The 20860-nt window shown below is 61.7% G+C and carries 22 protein-coding genes, 1 tRNA gene and 1 pseudogene; 23 read left to right on the plus strand and 1 reads right to left on the minus strand.

Translation table 11 applies throughout. The annotated features are described in order from the left end of the window. From HV796_RS31955 to HV796_RS31975, 5 genes and pseudogenes are all read left to right on the plus strand, one after another. Nucleotides 1-112: pseudogene (locus HV796_RS31955) on the plus strand (ketol-acid reductoisomerase); the annotation flags it as partial. Between the two features lie 151 nt (nucleotides 113-263). Further along, nucleotides 264-902, plus strand: coding sequence for a phosphatidylserine decarboxylase (locus HV796_RS31960; RefSeq protein WP_175231895.1), 639 nt, complete (start codon nucleotides 264-266; stop codon nucleotides 900-902). A 20-nt stretch (nucleotides 903-922) separates the two neighbouring features. After that, a complete protein-coding gene (gene pssA, locus HV796_RS31965; RefSeq protein WP_175231898.1) occupies nucleotides 923-1804 on the plus strand; it encodes a CDP-diacylglycerol--serine O-phosphatidyltransferase in 882 nt (293 codons plus the stop codon). Nucleotides 1805-1904: 100 nt separating this feature from the next. Further along, nucleotides 1905-2261, plus strand: a complete 357-nt coding sequence (locus HV796_RS31970; RefSeq protein WP_175231900.1) for a hypothetical protein — start codon at nucleotides 1905-1907, stop codon at nucleotides 2259-2261. Nucleotides 2262-2370: 109 nt separating this feature from the next. Further along, nucleotides 2371-3915, plus strand: coding sequence for a 2-isopropylmalate synthase (locus HV796_RS31975; protein ID WP_175231902.1), 1545 nt, complete (start codon nucleotides 2371-2373; stop codon nucleotides 3913-3915). Between the two features lie 84 nt (nucleotides 3916-3999). Here the strand turns inward: HV796_RS31975 and HV796_RS31980 are convergent, their stop codons facing one another. Further along, nucleotides 4000-4545 carry a hypothetical protein gene (locus tag HV796_RS31980; RefSeq protein WP_377694758.1) on the minus strand — a complete coding sequence of 182 codons (546 nt, stop codon included), beginning with the start codon at nucleotides 4543-4545 and terminating at the stop codon, nucleotides 4000-4002. Between HV796_RS31980 and HV796_RS31985 the strand changes: the two genes are divergently transcribed. The 18 genes from HV796_RS31985 to nuoK all read left to right on the plus strand — a co-directional run bounded on the left by HV796_RS31985 (nucleotide 4544) and on the right by nuoK (nucleotide 20833). Then, nucleotides 4544-4870, plus strand: coding sequence for a hypothetical protein (locus tag HV796_RS31985; RefSeq protein WP_175231904.1), 327 nt, complete (start codon nucleotides 4544-4546; stop codon nucleotides 4868-4870). The genes HV796_RS31980 and HV796_RS31985 overlap by 2 nt on opposite strands. A 26-nt stretch (nucleotides 4871-4896) precedes the next feature. Further along, nucleotides 4897-5166: a 30S ribosomal protein S15 gene (gene rpsO / locus HV796_RS31990; RefSeq protein WP_075157608.1), complete on the plus strand. Its 270-nt coding sequence runs from the start codon at nucleotides 4897-4899 to the stop codon at nucleotides 5164-5166. A gap of 477 nt (nucleotides 5167-5643) precedes the next feature. Then, complete coding sequence (gene pnp, locus HV796_RS31995) at nucleotides 5644-7788, plus strand: polyribonucleotide nucleotidyltransferase (protein ID WP_175231906.1); 2145 nt, start codon at nucleotides 5644-5646, stop codon at nucleotides 7786-7788. Nucleotides 7789-7906: 118 nt separating this feature from the next. Further along, a complete protein-coding gene (locus HV796_RS32000; RefSeq protein WP_175231907.1) occupies nucleotides 7907-8923 on the plus strand; it encodes an NAD(P)H-quinone oxidoreductase in 1017 nt (338 codons plus the stop codon). Nucleotides 8924-9149: 226 nt separating this feature from the next. Further along, entirely contained in the window at nucleotides 9150-9932 is a 783-nt protein-coding gene (tpiA, locus tag HV796_RS32005) for a triose-phosphate isomerase (RefSeq protein ID WP_175231908.1), read from the plus strand. Nucleotides 9933-10079: 147 nt separating this feature from the next. Further along, complete coding sequence (gene secG / locus HV796_RS32010; protein ID WP_175231909.1) at nucleotides 10080-10493, plus strand: preprotein translocase subunit SecG; 414 nt, start codon at nucleotides 10080-10082, stop codon at nucleotides 10491-10493. Between the two features lie 112 nt (nucleotides 10494-10605). After that, nucleotides 10606-10690, plus strand: a tRNA-Leu gene (locus tag HV796_RS32015). 177 nt (nucleotides 10691-10867) lie between these two features. Then, nucleotides 10868-11227, plus strand: a complete 360-nt coding sequence (locus HV796_RS32020; protein ID WP_175231910.1) for an NADH-quinone oxidoreductase subunit A — start codon at nucleotides 10868-10870, stop codon at nucleotides 11225-11227. 62 nt (nucleotides 11228-11289) lie between these two features. After that, complete coding sequence (locus HV796_RS32025) at nucleotides 11290-11769, plus strand: NuoB/complex I 20 kDa subunit family protein (RefSeq protein WP_006052903.1); 480 nt, start codon at nucleotides 11290-11292, stop codon at nucleotides 11767-11769. Between the two features lie 19 nt (nucleotides 11770-11788). Beyond that, nucleotides 11789-12391, plus strand: a complete 603-nt coding sequence (locus HV796_RS32030) for an NADH-quinone oxidoreductase subunit C (RefSeq protein WP_175231911.1) — start codon at nucleotides 11789-11791, stop codon at nucleotides 12389-12391. Nucleotides 12392-12400: 9 nt separating this feature from the next. Then, complete coding sequence (locus HV796_RS32035; protein ID WP_175231912.1) at nucleotides 12401-13654, plus strand: NADH-quinone oxidoreductase subunit D; 1254 nt, start codon at nucleotides 12401-12403, stop codon at nucleotides 13652-13654. A gap of 142 nt (nucleotides 13655-13796) precedes the next feature. Beyond that, nucleotides 13797-14282: an NADH-quinone oxidoreductase subunit NuoE gene (gene nuoE, locus HV796_RS32040; protein ID WP_175231913.1), complete on the plus strand. Its 486-nt coding sequence runs from the start codon at nucleotides 13797-13799 to the stop codon at nucleotides 14280-14282. Continuing rightward, entirely contained in the window at nucleotides 14279-15607 is a 1329-nt protein-coding gene (nuoF, locus tag HV796_RS32045; protein WP_175231914.1) for an NADH-quinone oxidoreductase subunit NuoF, read from the plus strand. Before nuoE ends, nuoF begins: the two co-directional genes overlap by 4 nt. A 107-nt stretch (nucleotides 15608-15714) precedes the next feature. Further along, complete coding sequence (gene nuoG, locus HV796_RS32050) at nucleotides 15715-18060, plus strand: NADH-quinone oxidoreductase subunit NuoG (RefSeq protein WP_175231915.1); 2346 nt, start codon at nucleotides 15715-15717, stop codon at nucleotides 18058-18060. After that, nucleotides 18061-19125 (plus strand): NADH-quinone oxidoreductase subunit NuoH, encoded by a 1065-nt coding sequence (nuoH, locus tag HV796_RS32055; protein WP_175231916.1) that lies wholly within the window; start codon nucleotides 18061-18063, stop codon nucleotides 19123-19125. Nucleotides 19126-19138: 13 nt separating this feature from the next. Then, nucleotides 19139-19627, plus strand: a complete 489-nt coding sequence (gene nuoI, locus HV796_RS32060) for an NADH-quinone oxidoreductase subunit NuoI (protein ID WP_175231917.1) — start codon at nucleotides 19139-19141, stop codon at nucleotides 19625-19627. A gap of 175 nt (nucleotides 19628-19802) precedes the next feature. Then, nucleotides 19803-20507, plus strand: coding sequence for an NADH-quinone oxidoreductase subunit J (locus tag HV796_RS32065; RefSeq protein WP_175231918.1), 705 nt, complete (start codon nucleotides 19803-19805; stop codon nucleotides 20505-20507). Between the two features lie 20 nt (nucleotides 20508-20527). After that, complete coding sequence (gene nuoK / locus HV796_RS32070) at nucleotides 20528-20833, plus strand: NADH-quinone oxidoreductase subunit NuoK (RefSeq protein ID WP_175231919.1); 306 nt, start codon at nucleotides 20528-20530, stop codon at nucleotides 20831-20833. The last annotated feature ends 27 nt before the right edge of the window (nucleotides 20834-20860 follow it).

Genomic DNA, 20860 nt, shown 5'->3' on the forward strand with positions numbered 1-20860 from the left:
GTCGCGCCGCCGTCTCACGGCTGAGCATCAGATTGAACAGGTTGGCACGAAGCTGCGCGCGATGATGCCGTGGATCGCAAAGAACAAGCTCGTCGACCAGTCGAAGAACTAAGCTGGCCGCAGTTGCGCAGCGCGGGCTTTCGCCCGCATGACGACGGTGCGGCGCAGGGCTGCGCCGCACCGTCGCACGAAGCCGTCCAGGCGTGCTGAACCCTGGACGGCTTTTGCTATCCTACGGTTTTACAAAAACACTGAAGCCATCCATGAGTTACCCTCACCCGATCATCGCGCGCGAAGGCTGGCCGTTTATCGCAATTGCCGCCGTCGTGGCGCTGTTGGTCCATGCCATTCTGGGGTTCGGCATTGCGTGGCTGTTCTGGCTGCTGGTCATTTTCGTTGTTCAATTCTTCCGCGATCCGGCAAGGCCGATTCCGACACAGCCCAATGCGGTGCTGTGTCCCGCTGACGGACGCATCGTCGCCGTCGAAACCGCGCATGATCCTTACGCGAAGCGCGAAGCGCTGAAAATCAGCGTGTTCATGAACGTGTTCAATGTCCATTCGCAACGCTCGCCGGTCGACGGCGCGATCTCGAAGGTCGAATATTTCCCCGGCTCTTATCTGAACGCAGCCGTGGACAAGGCGTCGCTCGAAAACGAGCGCAATGCGATCGTGATCGAAACGGCGAGCGGCGCGACCGTGACGTCGGTGCAGATCGCCGGGCTGATTGCGCGGCGTATTCTGTGCTACGTGCGTGCCGGCGAGCCGCTCACGCGTGGTCAGCGCTACGGCTTTATCCGCTTCGGTTCGCGGGTGGATGTGTATCTGCCGATGGGCAGCCGTCCGCGCGTATCGATCGGGGAGAAGGTCGCCGCCTCGTCGACCATTCTGGCCGACCTGTAACGCGGCGCACGGAGACTCCGATGGCCCTTAAACCGCGTCGACCCCGCACCAGCGCCGCGCCGCAAGCGCGACCGATCCGACCGTTTCGCCGCAACAAGCCGACGGCAGACCCGGGGCCGGTTGTCATCGACAGCCGGCGCGCCGCGCGTCAGCAATTCCTGCGCAAGCGCGGCATCTATCTGCTGCCGAACGCATTCACCACCGCCGCGCTCTTTTGCGGTTTTTTCGCAGTCGTGCAGGCGATGAACGTGCGCTTCGAAGTCGCGGCCATCGCGATCTTCGTCGCGATGGTGCTCGACGGGATGGACGGGCGCGTGGCGCGCATCACGCATACGCAAAGCGCATTCGGTGAGCAGTTCGATAGCCTGTCGGACATGGTGTCGTTCGGTGTCGCACCGGCGCTCGTCATGTACGAATGGGTGCTGAAAGACCTCGGCCGCTGGGGCTGGCTCGCGGCGTTTGTCTACTGTTCGGGGGCGGCGTTGCGTCTGGCGCGCTTCAACACGAATATCGGCGTGGTCGACAAGCGTTTTTTCCAGGGGATGCCCAGCCCGGCCGCGGCGGCGCTGATCGCGGGCTTCGTGTGGCTCGCGACCGACAACCGCGTGCCGCTCAAGCTCGGCTGGCTGCCGTGGGTCGCGTTCGCGCTGACCGTCTACGCGGGCGTAACGATGGTGTCGAACGCGCCGTTTTATAGCGGCAAGGCGCTCGATATCCGGCACCGTGTGCCGTTCGCGGCGACCCTGCTCATCGTCATGCTATTCGTGCTGGTGTCGTCCGATCCGCCGCTGATGCTGTTCGGCCTGTTCGTGCTCTATGGGTTGTCCGGTTACGTGTTCTGGGCGTATCGGGCGCTGCGTGGCCGGAGCAATCCGGCACGCTCGTCGCAGCGGCAGCCGTGAGCGCTAGCTGCCGGGAAGATGGACCGTAGCGTCGTACTGGCTCGTCGGACGCCACGCGTCACACGCCAGTCATATTGCACGGCTGACCGTGGATTTGCCCGTGTTTCCCGAACCCTTTCCACGAGCAGCCGTTATTCGTTGCAGTTATTCGTTGCAGTTATTCGTTGCCGTTATTCGTTGCCGTTATTCGTTTTTAATCGCCGTTTTTGTTTCGGACTATCGCGCTTGCCGGCGCACCGCCTTCTGCACGGTCTGCGCGCCGTTGCCGGACATGGCGGATAGCGCGTCGGGGGCGACGAGCGGGGTTTGGCGCCGCTTCGAGATTGGTTATCGTGAATTGCACGAATCGTTGAATATCGCTATAGTCGCTGGCATGGCACTTTCCAAGTTCCCCTTCCTGACTCTGCAAGCCGGCGCGCTACTACGCTCGCTAGCTTCGGCGCGCCTGTCGCGCTGACCGTTTTCGCCCTCCGTCTGCCTCGTACGTTGTTAGCGTCGCCAGTCGGTGGCGCAAACACCCGTATTCCTCTCTCGATTTGAATTGACCGATCCCCAGGAGACCTGAGATGGCAGACAAGCTGATCATTTTCGACACGACATTGCGCGACGGCGAGCAGTCGCCCGGTGCGTCGATGACGAAAGAAGAGAAAATCCGTATCGCGAAGCAACTCGAGCGGATGAAGGTGGACGTGATCGAAGCCGGTTTTGCAGCCAGCTCGAACGGCGATTTCGATGCGATCCATACAATCGCGTCGACGATCAAGGACAGCACGGTCTGCTCGCTCGCCCGCGCGAACGACAAGGACATCCAGCGCGCCGCCGATGCGCTGAAGCCCGCCGACCACTTCCGGATCCACACCTTTATCGCGACGTCTCCGCTGCACATGGAGAAGAAGCTGCGCATGACGCCCGACCAGGTGTTCGAGCAGGCGAAGCTCGCGGTGCGTTTTGCGCGCAAGTTCACGAACGATGTCGAGTTCTCGCCGGAAGACGGCAGCCGTTCGGACATGGATTTTCTGTGCCGCGTGCTCGAAGCGGTGATTGCCGAAGGCGCGACCACAATCAATATCGCCGACACGGTCGGCTACGGCGTGCCGGAGCTCTACGGCAGCCTCGTGAAAACGCTGCGCGAGCGCATTCCGAACTCGGACAAGGCGGTGTTTTCCGTGCACTGCCACAACGACCTCGGGATGGCGGTGGCCAATTCGCTGGCCGGCGTGCAGATCGGCGGCGCGCGTCAGGTCGAATGCACGATTAACGGGCTCGGCGAGCGGGCGGGCAATACGTCGCTCGAAGAGATCGTGATGGCGGTGAAGACCCGCAGAGACTATTTTGGCCTCGACGTCGGTCTCGATACGACGCAGATCGTGCCGACATCGAAACTCGTATCGCAAATTACGGGTTTTGTCGTGCAGCCGAACAAGGCGGTGGTCGGCGCAAACGCGTTTGCGCACGCGTCCGGCATTCACCAGGATGGCGTGCTGAAGGCGCGCGACACCTATGAAATCATGCGCGCGGAAGACGTGGGCTGGGCCGCGAACAAGATCGTGCTCGGCAAGCTGTCGGGACGCAACGCATTCAAGCAGCGTCTGCAGGAACTGGGCATCGCGCTCGACAGTGAAGCGGAACTGAATGCCGCATTCACGCGCTTCAAGGAGCTCGCGGACCGCAAGGCCGAGATTTTCGACGAAGACATCATTGCGATCGTCACTGAGGAATCCGCTGAAGCGCAGGAGCGGGAGCATTACAAATTCGTGTCGCTTGCGCAGCACTCGGAGACGGGTGAGCAGCCGCATGCGCGGATTGTGTTCTCGGTCGAGGGCAAGGAAGTGACCGCCGAAGCGCGCGGCAATGGCCCGGTCGACGCGACGCTGAATGCGATCGAAAGCGAAGTCGGCAGCGGAGCGGAGTTCCTGCTGTATTCGGTGAACGCGATTACGACCGGCACGCAGGCGCAAGGCGAGGTGACGGTGCGGCTGTCGAAGGCGGGGCGTGTGGTGAACGGTGTCGGCACCGATCCGGACATCGTCGCGGCGTCGGCGAAGGCGTATATCGCGGCGCTGAACCGGTTGTATACGGGCGTGGACAAGCTGAATCCGCAGCGCTCGTGAGCGCGCGAGCGATACACACAAAACGCTGAAACAAAACCCCGTGCGGCCCGTTGTGGGCCGGCACGGGGTTTTTCATGTAACCGCTCAGAAGAAGCTGCGACGATCCGGGTCGTGCAGCGGATCCGGTGTCTTCTGCGTGAGCCGCAGGATGCCCTGGTCGTCGAAGTAGAAGCTGTACAGCATGTACCAGACGTTGTCCTCGTAGTACCGATAGGTCCATACTTCGCGCTTCATCAGCGGGAAATAGGACGTTTCCTCCGGCCGGCCGAAGTTGACGAGCACATCGCTGCGGGTCCACTTGCCGATTTCCGCGCGGTAGAACTCATTGGGCTGCAGCACCTGGCGCACGCTCACAATCTTTCCGTTTGCGTCGATGTCGGCGGCGGTCGTGTATTCGCCCATCGGCTGCGTCGGCCACATTAGCCGCTTGCCGCCGTTGGGCAGATCGTAGACTTCGCGCGGCGGCCCGAGGCGGGCGATCACCGTCGACTGGTCCGCGCCTGTTTGATAGCCTTGCCACGGCTGCGCGCAGCCGGCGAGCGCGAGCGCGCCGGCGCACGCCACCAGCGCGCGGCGCATGCGCGTGCGCAGCGCTTGCGCCGTGCACGCGGTTGAAAGGCGATTGAACATGAACTTCTCCAAATGCGTTTTCACGGTTATTTCTATCGTGGAGATGCTTTATTTTGACACGCTGTGCGGCAAAAGATTTTCAAACCGCATAGCGATTCAATCGCGTGCCGGGCGCGTCGCCGGTGAGACGCGGGCCGCACAGCGGGGTTCGGAGCCTGGCTCCAGGCTGGATTTCACAGCCAGATCGGGTAACCGGCAACGCGAGAGCGGCACAATCCTGTCCGAAAGGCCGGCATTCTCCGGGCTTTCGGGCTGTGCTACAATACGCGCCTCGTTGCAATCTAGTGCTTTTGCTGTAACCCACGGCACGGCCTTTCTTCCGTGACCGCCTGTTGAATCAAAGGAAATCAAATGACTGTTGCTGAAATCAAGAAATCCGACGTCGTCGCGCAATTCGCTCGTGGCGCTAACGACACCGGCTCCCCCGAAGTGCAGGTCGCGTTGCTCACGTCGCGCATCAATGAGCTGACCGCTCACTTCAAGGCCCACACGAAAGACCATCACAGCCGCCGCGGTTTGCTGCGCATGGTGAGCCGCCGTCGCAAGCTGCTCGACTACCTGAAGGGCAAGGACGCCGATCGTTATCGCTCGCTGATCGAAAAGCTGGGTCTGCGTAAGTAAGCGGGTCGTTTTTTCAGCAAAGTGCCTGTGTCAGTTCCGCTGATGCAGGCATTTTGTTTTTGAACGGCGCGCGGCGAGTGGTCGCCTGTTGTTGCGCGCTCTAACGTCGGGCAACTTTCGATAACGTCGCGTAACGCGGTAGCATCGGGGCCAGTTCGAATGCAGCCGTCAAGCATGGAAAAAGCGGCGTCAAAAGCGTCGGCAAACGCGGTAGCCGAAGTGGCGGCAAAAGTCGGCGATAACAACAACCGGTCAACCGGCGGGCAAAGCGGCACACGCCGGTGTCGCTCGCAGTAGCAGGCAGCAGCAAAAAACAACCGGGCTTCAGGGAAGAGCGCTGTGTCATTCCAGCGGTTCGCGCATCCGGCGCGCGACTCTCTGGAATGGCATAACACTCCTCTTCCCCTGCGGCGCGGTTCAGATGTGGCCGTCGCGCATTGGCGCTGACGGCATGACGAAAAGATCAATGGAGGACAAATGTCTATGTTTAACAAGATCGTCAAAGAATTTAAGTGGGGGCAGCATACGGTTCGCCTCGAAACGGGTGAAATTGCCCGTCAGGCAGGCGGTGCGGTGCTCGTCGACGTCGAAGACACGGTGGTGCTCGCGACCGTCGTCGGCGCGAAGACCGCGAAGCCGGGTCAGGATTTTTTTCCGCTGACCGTCGACTACATCGAGAAAACGTACTCCGCCGGCAAGATCCCGGGCGGTTTCTTCCGCCGCGAAGGCCGCCCGTCGGAAGGCGAAACGCTGATCTCGCGCCTGATCGACCGTCCGCTGCGTCCGCTGTTCCCGGAAGGCTTCTACAACGAAGTGCAGGTCGTCGTGCACGTGATGTCGATCAACCCTGAAGTGCCGGCCGATATTCCGGCGCTGATCGGCGCGTCGGCGGCCCTGGCGGTGTCGGGTCTGCCGTTCAACGGCCCGGTCGGCGCCGCGCGCGTCGCGTACGTCAACAACGAATACGTGCTGAACCCGACGCGCGCGCAGATCAAGGATTCGCGTCTGGATCTGGTGGTCGCCGGCACCGAGCGTGCGGTGCTGATGGTCGAATCGGAAGCCGACCAGTTGCCGGAAGACGTGATGCTCGGCGCGGTCGTGTTCGGCCACCAGCAGATGCAAACCGCGATCGACGCGATTCACGAACTGGTGCGCGAAGGCGGCAAGCCGGAATGGGACTGGCAGCCGGCGCCGAAGAACGAAGCGCTGATCGCGCGCGTCAACGAGATCGCCTATAACGAGCTGCTTTCCGCTTATCAAACGCGCGACAAGCAGGCCCGTTCGACGAAACTGAAGGAAGTCTACGCAGCGACGTCGGCGAAGCTCGAAGAAGAAGCCGCCGCAGCGGGCACCGTGGCGGCCGATAAGGCCACCGTCGGCAATGTGCTGTTCGATATCGAAGCGAAGATCGTGCGTTCGCAGATCCTGAACGGCGAGCCGCGCATCGACGGTCGCGACACGCGCACGGTGCGCCCAATCGAGATTCGCACGGGCGTGCTGCCGCGCACGCACGGTTCGGCACTCTTCACGCGCGGCGAGACGCAGGCGCTTGTCGTCGCGACGCTGGGCACGAAGGGCGATGAGCAGATCATCGACGCGCTCGAAGGCGAGTATCGCGACCGCTTCATGCTTCACTACAACATGCCGCCGTTCGCGACCGGCGAAACCGGTCGCGTGGGTTCGCCCAAGCGCCGCGAAATCGGTCACGGACGTCTCGCGAAACGCGCGCTCGTCGCCTGTCTGCCGAGCGCCGACGAGTTCGGCTACTCGATTCGCGTCGTGTCGGAAATCACCGAATCGAACGGTTCGTCGTCGATGGCGTCGGTGTGCGGCGGCTGCCTCGCGCTGATGGACGCCGGCGTGCCGATGAAGGCGCACGTCGCGGGTATCGCGATGGGCCTGATTCTGGACGGCAACAAGTTCGCGGTGTTGACCGACATCCTCGGCGACGAGGATCACCTCGGCGACATGGACTTCAAGGTGGCCGGCACGGCCGATGGCGTCACCGCGCTGCAGATGGACATCAAGATCCAGGGCATCACGAAGGAGATCATGCAGGTCGCGCTCGCGCAGGCGAAGGAAGGCCGCATGCATATCCTCGGCAAGATGACCTCGGCGGTGGCTGGCGCGAACACGCAGCTCTCCGAGTTCGCGCCTCGCATGATCACGATCAAGATCAATCCGGAAAAGATCCGCGACGTGATCGGCAAGGGCGGCTCGGTGATCCGCGCGCTGACCGAAGAGACCGGCACGACGATCGATATTTCGGATGACGGTGTTGTGACGATCGCGAGCACGAGCGCCGAAGGCATGGCCGAAGCGAAGAAGCGCATCGAGAACATCACGATGGAAGTCGAAGTGGGCCAGGTGTACGAAGGCACCGTGCTCAAGCTGCTCGACTTCGGCGCGATTGTGAACATCCTGCCGGGCAAGGACGGTCTGCTGCATATCTCCGAGATCGCGAACGAGCGCATCAAGGACATCAACGACTACCTGAAGGAAGGCCAGCAGGTGAAGGTCAAGGTCATCCAGACGGACGAGAAGGGCCGGGTGCGATTGTCGGCAAAGGCGCTGTTGAACGACGGCGCCGCCGCGCAACCCGAACCGACGCCGCAGCAGTAATAGCGTGTCGATCAAACGGCCGGCAGCGTGAATGCGCGCCGGCCGTTTTTCATGTAGGGTGGATTGCATTGCGAACCCGCGGTTTTCAGCGCAATCCCCACCTTTGGAGGCGACAGCGATGAAAGCGATCGAAATTACCGAGTTCGGCGCGCCGGAAGTGTTGAAGCTTGCGGAACGTCCGATGCCGGAACCGAAAGCGGGTGAAGTACTGATCAAGGTGTCGGCATTCGGCGTGAACCGGCCGGACGTGTTTCAGCGCAAGGGCGCGTATGCGCCGCCGCCTGGCGCGTCGGATTTGCCCGGGCTCGAGGTGGCGGGTGAAATCGTCGGCGGGACGATCGATGCGAAGCACAATCCGTTCGGTCTGAAGATCGGCGATCGTGCGTGCGCGTTGATGGCGGGCGGCGGTTACGCGGAGTTTGCCGCGGTGCCGCTCGCGCAATGTCTGCCGGTGCCGAAGGGATTGACAGATATCGAAGCGGCATCGCTGCCGGAAACGTTTTTCACGGTCTGGAGCAACGTGTTCGACCGGGCGCAGTTGGGTAAGGGCGAAGGCGGCGCCAACGAGACCTTGCTGGTGCAGGGCGGCTCGAGCGGGATCGGCGTGACCGCGATCCAGATCGCGCATGCGCTCGGTTTTCGCGTGTTCGCGACGGCCGGCTCCGACGACAAATGCCACGCATGCGAGGCGCTTGGCGCCGAGCGGGCGATCAACTACAAGACCGAAGATTTCGTCGAAGTGGTGAAGTCGCTGACGAATGATCGCGGCGTCGACGTGATTCTCGACATGGTCGCCGGCAGCTATGTGCCGCGTGAGCTCAAGGCACTCGCGGACGGCGGCCGTCTCGTGCTGATCGCGTTTCTCGGCGGCGCGAAGGCGGAGGTGAACCTGAACGATGTGATGCGCCGCCGGCTCACGATCACCGGCTCGACGCTGCGTCCACGCCCGGTTGAATTCAAGGCGAAGATCGCTGCGCAACTCAAGGAGCATGTGTGGCCGCGTCTGGAAGACGGCACCATCAAACCGGTCGTGCATCGCGTATTCCGGGCCGAGGACGCTGCGCAGGCGCACGAGTTGATGGAGAGCAGCACGCATGTCGGCAAGATCATGCTGAATTGGGACGTGGATGTCTGATTGAGCATGACTGGGCCTGCTTGGGCCTACTTGAGCACGCCGGTGCATGCGGACCAGGCGGGCCATGCCTGTTTGGCCTGTGTTTGACCCGTCTGCGCCGCTCAAAGTAAAATCGCGTGTTTTGCGCGTGCTGCGGTAGCTTGCAGTCAGAGAGGTTCAAGGAACCGGGACGAACGACGAAGCGGAATTCGTCCACCATTCATGACATCAGGGCAACGGGCAAACGATGGCGAAGCAACGAGCAAAGCTGGTAGTGGGCAACTGGAAAATGCACGGTCGGCTTGCCGACAACAAGGTGTTGTTGCAGGCGGTGTCGCAGGGTGCGGGTGGGTTGCCGGAAAGCGTGGGGGTCGGTGTTTGCGTGCCGTGCCCGTATCTTCCACAGGCGCAGGCGCTGTTGAACGGCAGCCGCGTCGCGTGGGGCGTGCAGGACGTTTCCGCGCACGAGCAAGGGGCGTTCACCGGCGAAGTGGCGGCCGCCATGGCGGCGGAGTTTGGTGCATCGTATGCGATCGTCGGTCACTCCGAGCGGCGCGCCTATCATCTCGAAAGTGCCGAGCTCGTCGCGACGAAAACGCAGCGTGCGCTCGGCGCAGGATTGACGCCTATCGTCTGCGTCGGCGAAACGCTCGAGCAGCGTGAAGCGGGCGACACCGAGCGCGTGGTCGGCATGCAGATCGACGAAGTGCTCGCGAAGCTGTCGTCCGATGACACCGCACGCATTGTGGTCGCATACGAGCCAGTCTGGGCGATCGGCACCGGCAAGAGCGCGAGCGCTGAACAGGCGCAAGCGGTCCATGCGTTTTTGCGCGCGCGTCTGGCAGCGAAGAGCGAAGCGGCAGCGAATCGCATAGCGTTGTTGTATGGCGGCAGTGTGAAACCGGACAACGCGGAAACGCTGTTTCGCCAGCAGGACATCGACGGCGGCCTGATAGGCGGCGCGTCGCTGAAGCACCTCGATTTCCTTGCGATCTGCCAGGCGGCTGTCGCGGCGAGTGCGGTGCGGTAAACCGTGCGATGCGTGAAGTGCATCGCAGGTAGCGTATGACCGAATAGGGGGCGATCGTCGATCGATCCTTGTTCGATATCGATAATTCGATTGTTGCGCGTAGCGTACTTTACGTTGCGTCGTTAAATAAAGACTCGGGTGAGTGTGATGCTGTATTTGAAAACTTTGATCATCGTCGTGCAGTTGCTGTCGGCGCTAGGCATTATCGGCCTTGTGCTGCTACAGCACGGCAAGGGCGCGGACATGGGCGCGGCGTTCGGCAGCGGTGCGTCGGGTAGCCTCTTCGGCGCGACAGGGTCGGCGAACTTCCTGTCGCGAACCACGGCTGTGCTCGCGGCAGTCTTCTTTGTGACGACGCTTGCGCTGACTTACATGAGCGCATACCACGCCAAGCCTTCCGCAGGTGTCCTTGGTACTGCGGCAACGACGAGTGCGCCAGTTGTGCCGCCTGCATCGGCGCCTGCAACTGCTGCGGTTGCCGCGTCCGTTCCAGCAACTGCATCGGGTCCTGCGAAGGCCGCGCCTGCTGCGTCGGCGCCGGGTCAGGATGTACCGAAATAAATTTTCGTTTAGCCTGAGTTTGTGCGTTGAACAAACTGTTTAAACCAGTTACAATTCAAGTCTTGAAGCGATTCGCGGCTTTTATAAGTTGATTTCCCGGATTGCAGACAGTGCCGACGTGGTGAAATTGGTAGACACGCTATCTTGAGGGGGTAGTGGCGCAAGCTGTGCGAGTTCGAGTCTCGCCGTCGGCACCAATGTTATCTAGACGTTATCCTAATGCCAGCCGCTTGCTTCGCTTCGGCTGGCATTTTCACTTCTAGTGAGCTGCTTGCCATCCGCTTACAACAGCAAGCAGGCCGAAGTGTTCGCGTCGGGGGAGGGGTCTGCTCCCGGCACCTGGTGGCATTCGAACCAACCGATTGAGGATAGTCTTGAACCTCGCAGCCTATTTCCCCGTATTGCTGTTCCTCCTCGTGGGTACCGGTTTAGGCGTAGCACTGGTCAGCATCGGCAAGATCCTCGGTCCCAGCCGGCCAGACAGCGAGAAGAACGCGCCGTACGAATGCGGCTTCGAAGCGTTCGAAGATGCGCGCATGAAGTTCGACGTGCGCTACTACCTGGTCGCCATCCTGTTCATCATTTTCGATCTTGAAACCGCGTTCCTGTTTCCGTGGGGCGTCGCGCTGCGCGACATCGGCTGGACGGGTTTCATTTCGATGATGATTTTTCTGCTCGAATTCCTGCTGGGCTTCGCCTATATCTGGAAGAAAGGCGGCCTCGACTGGGAATGACGGGTCCAATTGCCGGTTTGCAGGGCGGCCTCCGCTAGCTGCCCGTCTGGAGTGGAAAGCAAATGAGTATTGAAGGGGTCTTGAAGGAAGGGTTTGTCACCACGACGGCCGACAAACTGATCAACTGGACGCGTACCGGCTCATTGTGGCCGATGACGTTCGGTCTCGCGTGTTGCGCGGTCGAGATGATGCATGCGGGTGCGGCGCGCTATGACCTTGACCGTTTCGGCGTCGTGTTTCGTCCGAGTCCGCGTCAGTCGGACGTGATGATCGTCGCCGGCACGCTGTGCAACAAGATGGCGCCCGCGCTGCGCAAGGTGTATGACCAGATGGCCGAGCCGCGTTGGGTCATTTCGATGGGCTCGTGCGCGAACGGCGGTGGTTACTACCACTATTCGTACTCGGTGGTGCGCGGCTGCGATCGTATCGTGCCGGTCGACGTCTACGTGCCCGGCTGCCCGCCGACGGCCGAAGCGCTCGTCTACGGCGTGATCCAGCTGCAAGCGAAGATCCGCCGCACCAACACTATCGCCCGTCAATAACGCCCACGCCCCCCACAATATGGCAACCAAACTCGAGACCCTCAAAGCGAATCTCGAGGCGGCCTTTGGCGGCCGTCTGTCGAGCATCACGGAATCGATCGGTGAACTGACGATCGTCGTGAAGGCAAACGAATACCTCGACGTGGCGAAGCAACTGCGCGACGATGCGTCACTTAAGTTCGAACAGCTGATCGATCTGTGCGGTGTCGACTATCAGACGTACGGCGACGGCGCTTACGAAGGCCCGCGTTTTGCGGCGGTGCTGCATCTGCTGTCGATTTCGCAGAACTGGCGCGTGCGCGTGCGCGTGTTCGCGCCGGATGACGAGTTGCCGATCGTGCCATCGGTGGTCGACGTGTGGAACTCGGCGAACTGGTACGAACGTGAAGCGTTCGACCTGTACGGCATCGTGTTCGAGGGTCACCCGGACCTGCGCCGCATCCTGACCGACTATGGCTTCATTGGTCACCCGTTCCGCAAGGATTTCCCGGTCTCCGGCTACGTCGAAATGCGTTACGACCCGGAAGAGAAGCGCGTCGTCTATCAGCCCGTGACGATCGAGCCGCGTGAAATCACGCCGCGCGTGATCCGCGAGGATCACTATGGCGGTCTGAAACATTAAGAGAACGCCATGGCAGAGATCAAAAACTACACGCTTAACTTCGGCCCGCAGCACCCGGCGGCGCACGGCGTGCTGCGCCTCGTGCTCGAACTCGACGGTGAAGTGATCCAGCGTGCCGATCCGCACATCGGCCTGTTGCACCGCGCGACCGAAAAGCTCGCGGAAAGCAAGACGTTTATCCAGTCGGTGCCGTACATGGACCGTCTCGACTATGTGTCGATGATGGTGAACGAACACGGCTATGTGCTCGCGATCGAAAAATTGCTCGGCATCGATGTGCCGATTCGCGCGAAGTACATCCGCGTGTTGTTCGACGAAGTCACGCGCGTGCTGAACCACCTGATGTGGATCGGCGCGCACGCGCTCGACGTCGGCGCGATGGCGGTGTTCCTGTATGCGTTCCGTGAGCGTGAAGACCTGATGGACGTCTACGAGGCGGTGTCAGGCGCGCGGATGCACGCCGCATACTATCGCCCGGGCGGCGTCTATCGTGATCTGCCGGACGCAATGCCGCAATATAAGGTGTCGAAAATCCGCAATGCGAAGGCGCTCTCGAAGATGAACGAGAACCGCCAGGGTTCGCTGCTCGACTTTATCGAGGACTTTTTCAACCGGTTTCCGAAGTGTGTCGACGAGTACGAGACGCTGCTCACCGACAACCGGATCTGGAAACAGCGTCTGGTCGGGATCGGCGTCGTGAGCCCCGAGCGCGCGCTGCAACTTGGGCTGACGGGTGCGATGCTGCGTGGTTCGGGCGTCGAGTGGGACCTGCGCAAGAAACAGCCTTACGAAGTTTACGACCAGATGGACTTCGATATTCCGGTCGGCGTCAATGGCGATTGCTACGACCGGTACCTGGTGCGTGTCGAAGAGATGCGCCAGTCGACGCGTATCGTCAAACAATGTATTGATTGGCTTCGCAAGAATCCCGGCCCGGTCATGATCGACAATCACAAGGTCGCACCGCCGTCGCGTGTCGGGATGAAGTCGAACATGGAAGAGCTGATCCACCACTTCAAGCTCTTTACCGAAGGCTTCCATGTGCCTGAAGGCGAGTCGTATGCGGCGGTGGAGCATCCGAAGGGCGAGTTTGGCATCTATCTGATTTCGGATGGTGCAAACAAGCCGTATCGCCTGAAGATTCGTGCGCCGGGCTACGCGCACCTGTCCGCGCTCGACGAAATGGCTCGCGGCCACATGATCGCCGATGCGGTGACGATCATCGGCACGCAGGACATCGTGTTCGGCGAAGTGGATCGCTAACGCGTTTTTCATCGAGGCTCGCACGCGAACGTAGTGTCAGCGCGCGTGAGGCAACGGGCAAAGCAAGAACGCCGGGTCTGTCGCAACATGGTGTGAGCGACAGGTTTTCGTTCGGTAGGAATTGAAAGAGTCGTGTCTGAAAATGATCTCAGCTGAAGGCCTGAAAGAAATCGATCGAGCGTTGACGAAGTATCCCGCCGATCAGAAACAATCCGCCGTGATGGCGGCGCTGGCCGTTGCGCAAGACGAACATGGCTGGCTGTCGCCCGATCTGATGCAGTACGTCGCCGAGTATCTCGGCATGCCGGCCGTTGCCGTGCAGGAAGTCGCGACGTTCTACACGATGTTCGAGACGTCGCCGGTCGGCAAGCACAAGATCACACTCTGCACGAACCTGCCTTGTCAGCTCGGCCCGGATGGCGGCTCTGAAAGCGCCGCCGACTATCTGAAGCAGAAGCTCGGTATCGACTTCGGCGAAACCACCGCGGACGGCAAGTTCACGCTCAAAGAGGGTGAGTGCATGGGTGCATGCGGCGACGCGCCGGTGCTGCTCGTGAACAACCACCGTATGTGCAGCTTCATGAGCCGCGAGAAGATCGACCAGTTGCTCGAGGAACTTTCGAAATGACGTCTCTACACGATCGTCACATCAAGCCGCTGATTCTCGCCGGCCTGAACGGTGAGAACTGGCATCTCGAAGATTACGTCGCGCGTGGCGGCTACAAACAGCTGCGCCGCATCCTGGAAGAAAAAATCCCGCCGGAGCAGGTGATTGCCGACGTGAAGGCGTCGGGCCTGCGTGGCCGCGGCGGTGCGGGCTTTCCGACCGGCCTCAAGTGGAGCTTCATGCCGCGCCAGTTCCCGGGGCAGAAGTATCTCGTCTGCAACTCGGACGAGGGCGAACCCGGCACGTTCAAGGACCGCGACATTCTGCGCTGGAATCCGCATGCGTTGATCGAAGGCATGGCGATCGGCGCGTATGCGATGGGCATCACGGTCGGCTACAACTACATCCACGGCGAGATCTTCGCCGAGTACCTGCGCTTCGAAGCGGCGCTTGAAGAAGCGCGCCGCGCGGGCTTCCTCGGCGACAACATCATGGGCTCGGGCTTCTCGTTCCAGCTGCATGCGCATCACGGTTACGGCGCGTACATCTGCGGCGAGGAAACGGCGCTGCTCGAATCGCTCGAAGGCAAGAAGGGCCAGCCGCGCTTCAAGCCGCCGTTCCCGGCGAGCTTCGGCGTGTATGGCAAGCCGACCACGATCAATAACACCGAAACATTCGCCGCCGTGCCGTTCCTGCTCACGGTCGGTCCGCAGGCGTATCTGGAACTCGGCAAGCCGAACAACGGCGGCACGAAGATTTTCTCGGTGTCGGGCGACGTCGAGCGTCCGGGCAACTACGAAGTGCCGCTCGGTACGCCGTTTTCGACGCTGATGGAACTTGCCGGCGGCATGCGCGGTGGCAAGAAGCTGAAGGCCGTGATTCCGGGAGGTTCGTCGGCGCCGGTTATCCCGGGCGACACGATGATGCAGACCGACATGGATTACGATTCGATCGCGAAGGCCGGCTCGATGCTCGGGTCGGGCGCGGTGATCGTGATGGACGAGACGCGCTGCATGGTGCGCTCGCTGCTGCGCCTGTCGTACTTCTACTACGAAGAGTCGTGCGGCCAGTGCACGCCGTGCCGTGAAGGCACGGGCTGGCTCTACCGCGTCGTGCACCGCATCGAGCACGGCCTTGGCCGCAAGGAAGATCTGGATCTGTTGAACTCGGTTGCCGAAAACATCATGGGCCGCACGATCTGCGCGCTTGGCGATGCGGCGGCGATGCCGGTGCGCGGGATGCTGAAGCACTACTGGGACGAGTTCGAATATCACGTCGCCAACAAGCGCTGCCTCGTCGGCGGCCATGCGGGGGCGGCGGCGGTGTCGGAAACGGTCGCTGCATAAAAGAAGCAGAACGTCGAATGCAGATTCATCGTGTGCCGCACGGTGCGTATCGCGCGATGAACGGGGCGAACGATTGAGCGGTATCAGGTTAAGGAAGATTGACCATCATGGTTGAACTCGAAATAGACGGCAAGAAGGTCGAGGTACCGGAAGGCAGCATGGTGATCCAGGCTGCGCACAAGGTCGACACATACGTGCCGCATTTCTGCTATCACAAGAAGCTGTCGATTGCGGCGAATTGCCGGATGTGCCTCGTTGACGTCGAGAAAATGCCGAAGGCGGTGCCCGCGTGTGCGACGCCGGTGTCGCAGGGCATGATCGTGCGGACGAAATCGGAGAAGGCCGTCAAGGGCCAGCAGGCGGTGATGGAGTTCCTGCTGATCAACCACCCGCTCGATTGCCCGATTTGCGACCAGGGCGGCGAATGCCAGTTGCAGGATCTGGCGGTCGGCTATGGCAAGTCGGCGTCGCGCTACAACGAAGAAAAGCGTGTGGTGTTCCACAAGAATGTGGGACCGCTGATCTCGATGGAAGAGATGACGCGCTGCATTCACTGCACGCGTTGCGTACGCTTCGGTCAGGAAATTGCCGGCGTGATGGAATTCGGCATGCTGAACCGCGGTGAGCATTCGGAAATCACAACGTTCGTCGGCAAGACAGTCGATTCCGAACTGTCGGGCAACATGATCGACCTGTGTCCGGTCGGCGCGCTGACCAGCAAGCCGTTCCGCTACAGCGCGCGGACGTGGGAGCTGTCACGCCGCAAGTCGGTGAGCCCGCACGATTCGGTCGGCGCGAACCTGGTCGTCCAGGTGAAGAACAATCGCGTGATGCGCGTGCTGCCGTTCGAGAATGAGTCGATCAACGAATGCTGGATCTCGGACAAGGACCGCTTTTCGTACGAAGGCCTGAACAGCGAAGAGCGTCTGACGAAGCCGATGCTCAAGCAGGGCGGCCAGTGGGTCGAAACCGACTGGCAAACGGCGCTTGAATATGTCGTCAAGGGCTTGAACGGCATCAAGGGTGATCATGGTGCGAGCGCGATCGCCACGCTCGGCAGCGCGCACAGCACGGTCGAAGAACTGTTCCTGCTCAAGCAGCTTGCGCAGGCGGTCGGTACGCCGAACGTCGATTTCCGTCTGCGCCAGGCCGATTTCTCCGCACCGGTGAACGGCTCGCCGTGGCTGGGCGTGAAGATCGCCGATCTGTCGCTGGTCGACGCGGCGTTCGTGGTCGGCACGTCGTCGCTGCGTCGCGATCATCCGCTGTTCGCCGCGCGTCTGCGCCAGGCCGCGAAGGGCGGCGCGAAGCTCACGCTGTTGCAGGCGTCGAGCGACAACTCGCTGATCCCGCAAGCGCAAGTCGTTTCCACGGCACCTTCCGCCTGGCTCGACGAGCTCGCCGGTATCGCCGCAGCCGTCTCCGAGGCACGGGGCGTCGCACTGCCGGAAGCGTTCGCCGGCACGCAGGCCACGGACGCCGCGAAGCGGGTCGCCGCATCGCTGGCGACGGGCGAAAGGCGCGTCGTGCTGATTGGCAACGCGGCGGTCCGGCATCCGGAATTCGCGCGTATTCACGCAGCAGCACAATGGATCGCAGACGCGACCGGCGCGACGCTCGGCTTCCTGACCGAAGCGGCGAACACGGTCGGCGCTCATCTGGTTGGCGCGCTGCCGGGCAATGGCGGTCTGAACGCACGCGAAGCGTTCGAGCAGCCGCGCAAGGGTTATCTGCTGCTGAACGTCGAACCGGAATTCGATACGGCGAATCCCGCGCAGGCGCTTGCCGCGCTGAACCAGGCGGAAATGGTCGTCGTGATGTCGGCATTCAGGACGGGTGCCGACTACGCGGACGTGCTGCTGCCGATCGCGCCGTTCACCGAAACAGCCGGCACATTCGTCAACGCGGAAGGCACGGTGCAGAGCTTTAACGGTGTCGTGCGGCCGCTCGGCGATGCGCGTCCCGCATGGAAGGTACTCCGTGTGCTCGGCAGCCTGCTCGGTGCGCCGGGCTTCGAATTCGACACCGCTGAAGAAGTGCGTGCGACGGCGCTCGGCGACGCGGACCTGACGCCGCGTCTGTCGAACAAGACCGGTGCGACGGTTGCACGCGGCAATGGCACCGGCGCCGCACAAGCCGCGAACGGCTCGTTCGAGCGGATCGCCGACGTGCCGATTTACCACGCTGACCCGCTGGTGCGCCGCGCCGAGTCGCTGCATCTGACCGCGGCCGCGCGCGCAGCGAACACGATCGGTTTACCGGCTGGGCTTTTTGACAAGCTGGGTCTGAAGGACGGCGACGCGGTACGCGTGCGCCAGGGGGAGCGTTCGGTGCAAGTGCCGGCCGTGCGCGATGCGAATCTTGCGGAGACGGTGGTCCGCGTGTCGGCGGCTACGCCTGCCGGTGCGGCGCTCGGCAGCCTGTTCGGCGAACTGCTGGTGGAGAAGGCGTAAATGAGCTTGTTCGATACGATCAACTCGGGCGGCAGTGAGCTTCTCGGCGTGGCCTGGCCGACGGTGTGGGCGCTGGTGCGCATCATCGTGGTGGCCGTCGTGATCCTGTTGTGCGTCGCGTATCTGATCCTCTGGGAGCGCAAGCTGATCGGCTGGATGCACGTGCGTCTCGGCCCGAACCGCGTCGGTCCCGGCGGCTCGCTGCAGCCGATCGCCGATGTGCTGAAGCTGTTGCTGAAGGAAGTGATCCAGCCGACCCAGGCGAGCCGCTGGATCTACCTGATCGCGCCGGTGATGGTGGTGGTGCCGGCCTTTGCGATATGGGCGGTGATTCCGTTCCAGGCGGGCGCGGTGCTCGGCGACATCAACGCGGGCCTGCTGTACGCCATCGCGATTTCGTCGATCGGCGTGTACGGCGTGATTCTCGCCGGCTGGGCCTCGAACTCGAAGTACGCGTTCCTCGGTGCGATGCGCGCTGCCGCGCAGATGGTGTCGTACGAAATCTCGATGGGCTTCGCGCTCGTCGTCGTGCTGATGACGGCCGGCAGCCTGAATCTGTCGGAAATTGTCGGATCGCAGATGCGCGGGATGTTCGCGAGCCACGGCATCAACTTCCTGTCGTGGAACTGGCTGCCGCTTCTGCCCATGTTTGTCGTCTACTTCGTGTCGGGCATCGCCGAAACCAACCGGCATCCGTTCGACGTGGTGGAAGGGGAGTCGGAAATCGTCGCGGGCCACATGATCGATTACTCGGGGATGGCGTTCGCGCTGTTCTTCCTCGCCGAGTACATCAACATGATCGTAATCTCGGCGCTTGCCACGATCCTGTTCCTTGGTGGCTGGGACGCACCGTTTGGCTTCCTGTCTTTCATCCCGGGCGTCGTGTGGCTCGTTATCAAGATGTTTTGCCTGCTGTCGGTATTCATCTGGGTGCGTGCAACGTTTCCGCGTTACCGCTATGACCAGATCATGCGTCTTGGCTGGAAGGTATTCATTCCGGTGACCGTGGTGTGGCTGGTGGTCGTCGGCTTCTGGATCATGTCGCCGTTGAATATCTGGAAATAAGGGCGGATGTGCAATGACCGCATTTCAAAACTTTTTCAAGACCTTCTTCCTGACTGAACTGCTGAAGGGGCTTGCGCTGACTGGACGCTATGCGTTCCAGCGCAAGATTACCGTGCAGTTCCCGGAAGAAAAGACACCGATCTCGCCGCGCTTTCGCGGGCTGCACGCGCTGCGCCGCTATGAGAACGGCGAAGAGCGCTGCATCGCGTGCAAACTGTGCGAAGCGGTGTGCCCGGCGCTTGCCATTACGATCGAGTCGGAAACGCGCGCGGACAATACGCGCCGCACGACGCGCTATGACATCGATCTGACCAAATGCATCTTCTGCGGATTCTGCGAAGAGAGCTGCCCCGTCGATTCGATCGTCGAAACGCACATTCTCGAATATCACGGCGAAAAGCGCGGCGACCTGTATTTCACGAAAGACATGCTGCTGGCCGTCGGCGACCGCTACGAAGCGGAAATCGCGGCGAACAAGGCGGCCGACGCACCGTATCGTTGATGTAAGACGTAGCACCACGAAGTCGCATCGGCCGCCCGGTAACGGCGGTGCGGTGCGCAGCCCCTTGACTGCCGCGCGCGCGAGTCTCGTGCATGATGGCGTCGCGTAAAATGCGCCCGCATGCGGCGAGTCATGGGACCCAGCCTGACGATGGCCTAACGATGAACCGGTAATCATGGAATTCACGACCGTACTGTTCTACATCTTCGCGCTGCTCCTGACGGTGTCGGGACTGAAGGTGATCACCTCGCGCAACCCGGTGGCGTCCGCGCTGTTCCTCGTGCTCGCGTTCTTCAACGCGGCTGCGATCTGGATGCTGCTGCAGGCCGAATTCCTCGCGATCCTGCTGGTGCTCGTGTACGTCGGCGCGGTGATGGTGCTGTTCCTGTTCGTCGTGATGATGCTGGACATCAATCTCGACGTGCTGCGACGCGACTTCAAACGCTTCGTGCCGATGGCGACCGTGGTGGGCGCGATCATCGTGATCGAGACCGCGCTGATCCTGTGGCACGGCTACGGCGCGACGGTGCAGCCGGTGCGCGACACGACCGCGGCGATCAGCGGCGCCGCGGGCTGGTCGAATACGCGCCTGATCGGCAAGGTGATCTACACCGATTACATCTTCGCGTTCGAAGTGGCCGGTCTCGTGCTGCTCGTGGCGATCATCGCGGCGATCGCGCTGACGACGCGCCATCAGAAAGACAGCAAACGCCAGCGCATCGCCGACCAGGTGGCGGTGCGCAGCAAGGACCGCGTACGCGTCGTGAAGATGCCGGCGGAGGTCGCGCAGGCTCCGCAAGCCACGGAACCGGCCACGGCGGCGACGGCATCCGCAACGGCAGCGGCGGCGGGCGCCGCTGCGCCGGCCGCCAAGGCCTGAGCGCCCTCGAGGAGAAAAACATGTTGACTCTTGCTCATTACCTCGTGCTCGGTGCGATCCTCTTTGCGATCGCCATCGTCGGCATTTTTCTGAACCGTCGCAATGTGATCATCATCCTGATGGCGATTGAACTGATGCTGCTGGCGGTGAACACCAATTTCGTCGCGTTCTCGCACTATCTCGGCGACGTGCATGGCCAGGTCTTCGTCTTCTTCGTGCTGACGGTGGCCGCCGCCGAAGCGGCGATCGGCCTCGCGATTCTGGTGACCCTGTTCCGTAGCCTCGACACGATCAATGTCGAGGATCTCGATCAGCTTAAAGGTTAATTTCAGCGAAGTTCATTTCAGGTAAGC

The organism is Paraburkholderia humisilvae (genome assembly GCF_902859855.1).
Taxonomy (GTDB): Bacteria; Pseudomonadota; Gammaproteobacteria; order Burkholderiales; family Burkholderiaceae; genus Paraburkholderia; species Paraburkholderia humisilvae.

Bases quoted from the DNA above. Each gene is read 5' to 3' on its own strand.
- HV796_RS31960 (WP_175231895.1), top strand. From the start codon at position 264: ATGAGTTACCCTCACCCGATCATCGCGCGCGAAGGCTGGCCGTTTATC.
- pssA (WP_175231898.1), top strand. From the start codon at position 923: ATGGCCCTTAAACCGCGTCGACCCCGCACCAGCGCCGCGCCGCAAGCG.
- HV796_RS31975 (WP_175231902.1), top strand. From the start codon at position 2,371: ATGGCAGACAAGCTGATCATTTTCGACACGACATTGCGCGACGGCGAG.
- HV796_RS31985 (WP_175231904.1), top strand. From the start codon at position 4,544: ATGAACTTCTCCAAATGCGTTTTCACGGTTATTTCTATCGTGGAGATG.
- HV796_RS31980 (WP_377694758.1), bottom strand. From the start codon at position 4,545: ATGTTCAATCGCCTTTCAACCGCGTGCACGGCGCAAGCGCTGCGCACG.
- rpsO (WP_075157608.1), top strand. From the start codon at position 4,897: ATGACTGTTGCTGAAATCAAGAAATCCGACGTCGTCGCGCAATTCGCT.
- pnp (WP_175231906.1), top strand. From the start codon at position 5,644: ATGTCTATGTTTAACAAGATCGTCAAAGAATTTAAGTGGGGGCAGCAT.
- HV796_RS32000 (WP_175231907.1), top strand. From the start codon at position 7,907: ATGAAAGCGATCGAAATTACCGAGTTCGGCGCGCCGGAAGTGTTGAAG.
- tpiA (WP_175231908.1), top strand. From the start codon at position 9,150: ATGGCGAAGCAACGAGCAAAGCTGGTAGTGGGCAACTGGAAAATGCAC.
- secG (WP_175231909.1), top strand. From the start codon at position 10,080: ATGCTGTATTTGAAAACTTTGATCATCGTCGTGCAGTTGCTGTCGGCG.
- HV796_RS32025 (WP_006052903.1), top strand. From the start codon at position 11,290: ATGAGTATTGAAGGGGTCTTGAAGGAAGGGTTTGTCACCACGACGGCC.
- HV796_RS32030 (WP_175231911.1), top strand. From the start codon at position 11,789: ATGGCAACCAAACTCGAGACCCTCAAAGCGAATCTCGAGGCGGCCTTT.
- HV796_RS32035 (WP_175231912.1), top strand. From the start codon at position 12,401: ATGGCAGAGATCAAAAACTACACGCTTAACTTCGGCCCGCAGCACCCG.
- nuoE (WP_175231913.1), top strand. From the start codon at position 13,797: ATGATCTCAGCTGAAGGCCTGAAAGAAATCGATCGAGCGTTGACGAAG.
- nuoF (WP_175231914.1), top strand. From the start codon at position 14,279: ATGACGTCTCTACACGATCGTCACATCAAGCCGCTGATTCTCGCCGGC.
- nuoG (WP_175231915.1), top strand. From the start codon at position 15,715: ATGGTTGAACTCGAAATAGACGGCAAGAAGGTCGAGGTACCGGAAGGC.
- nuoH (WP_175231916.1), top strand. From the start codon at position 18,061: ATGAGCTTGTTCGATACGATCAACTCGGGCGGCAGTGAGCTTCTCGGC.
- nuoI (WP_175231917.1), top strand. From the start codon at position 19,139: ATGACCGCATTTCAAAACTTTTTCAAGACCTTCTTCCTGACTGAACTG.
- HV796_RS32065 (WP_175231918.1), top strand. From the start codon at position 19,803: ATGGAATTCACGACCGTACTGTTCTACATCTTCGCGCTGCTCCTGACG.
- nuoK (WP_175231919.1), top strand. From the start codon at position 20,528: ATGTTGACTCTTGCTCATTACCTCGTGCTCGGTGCGATCCTCTTTGCG.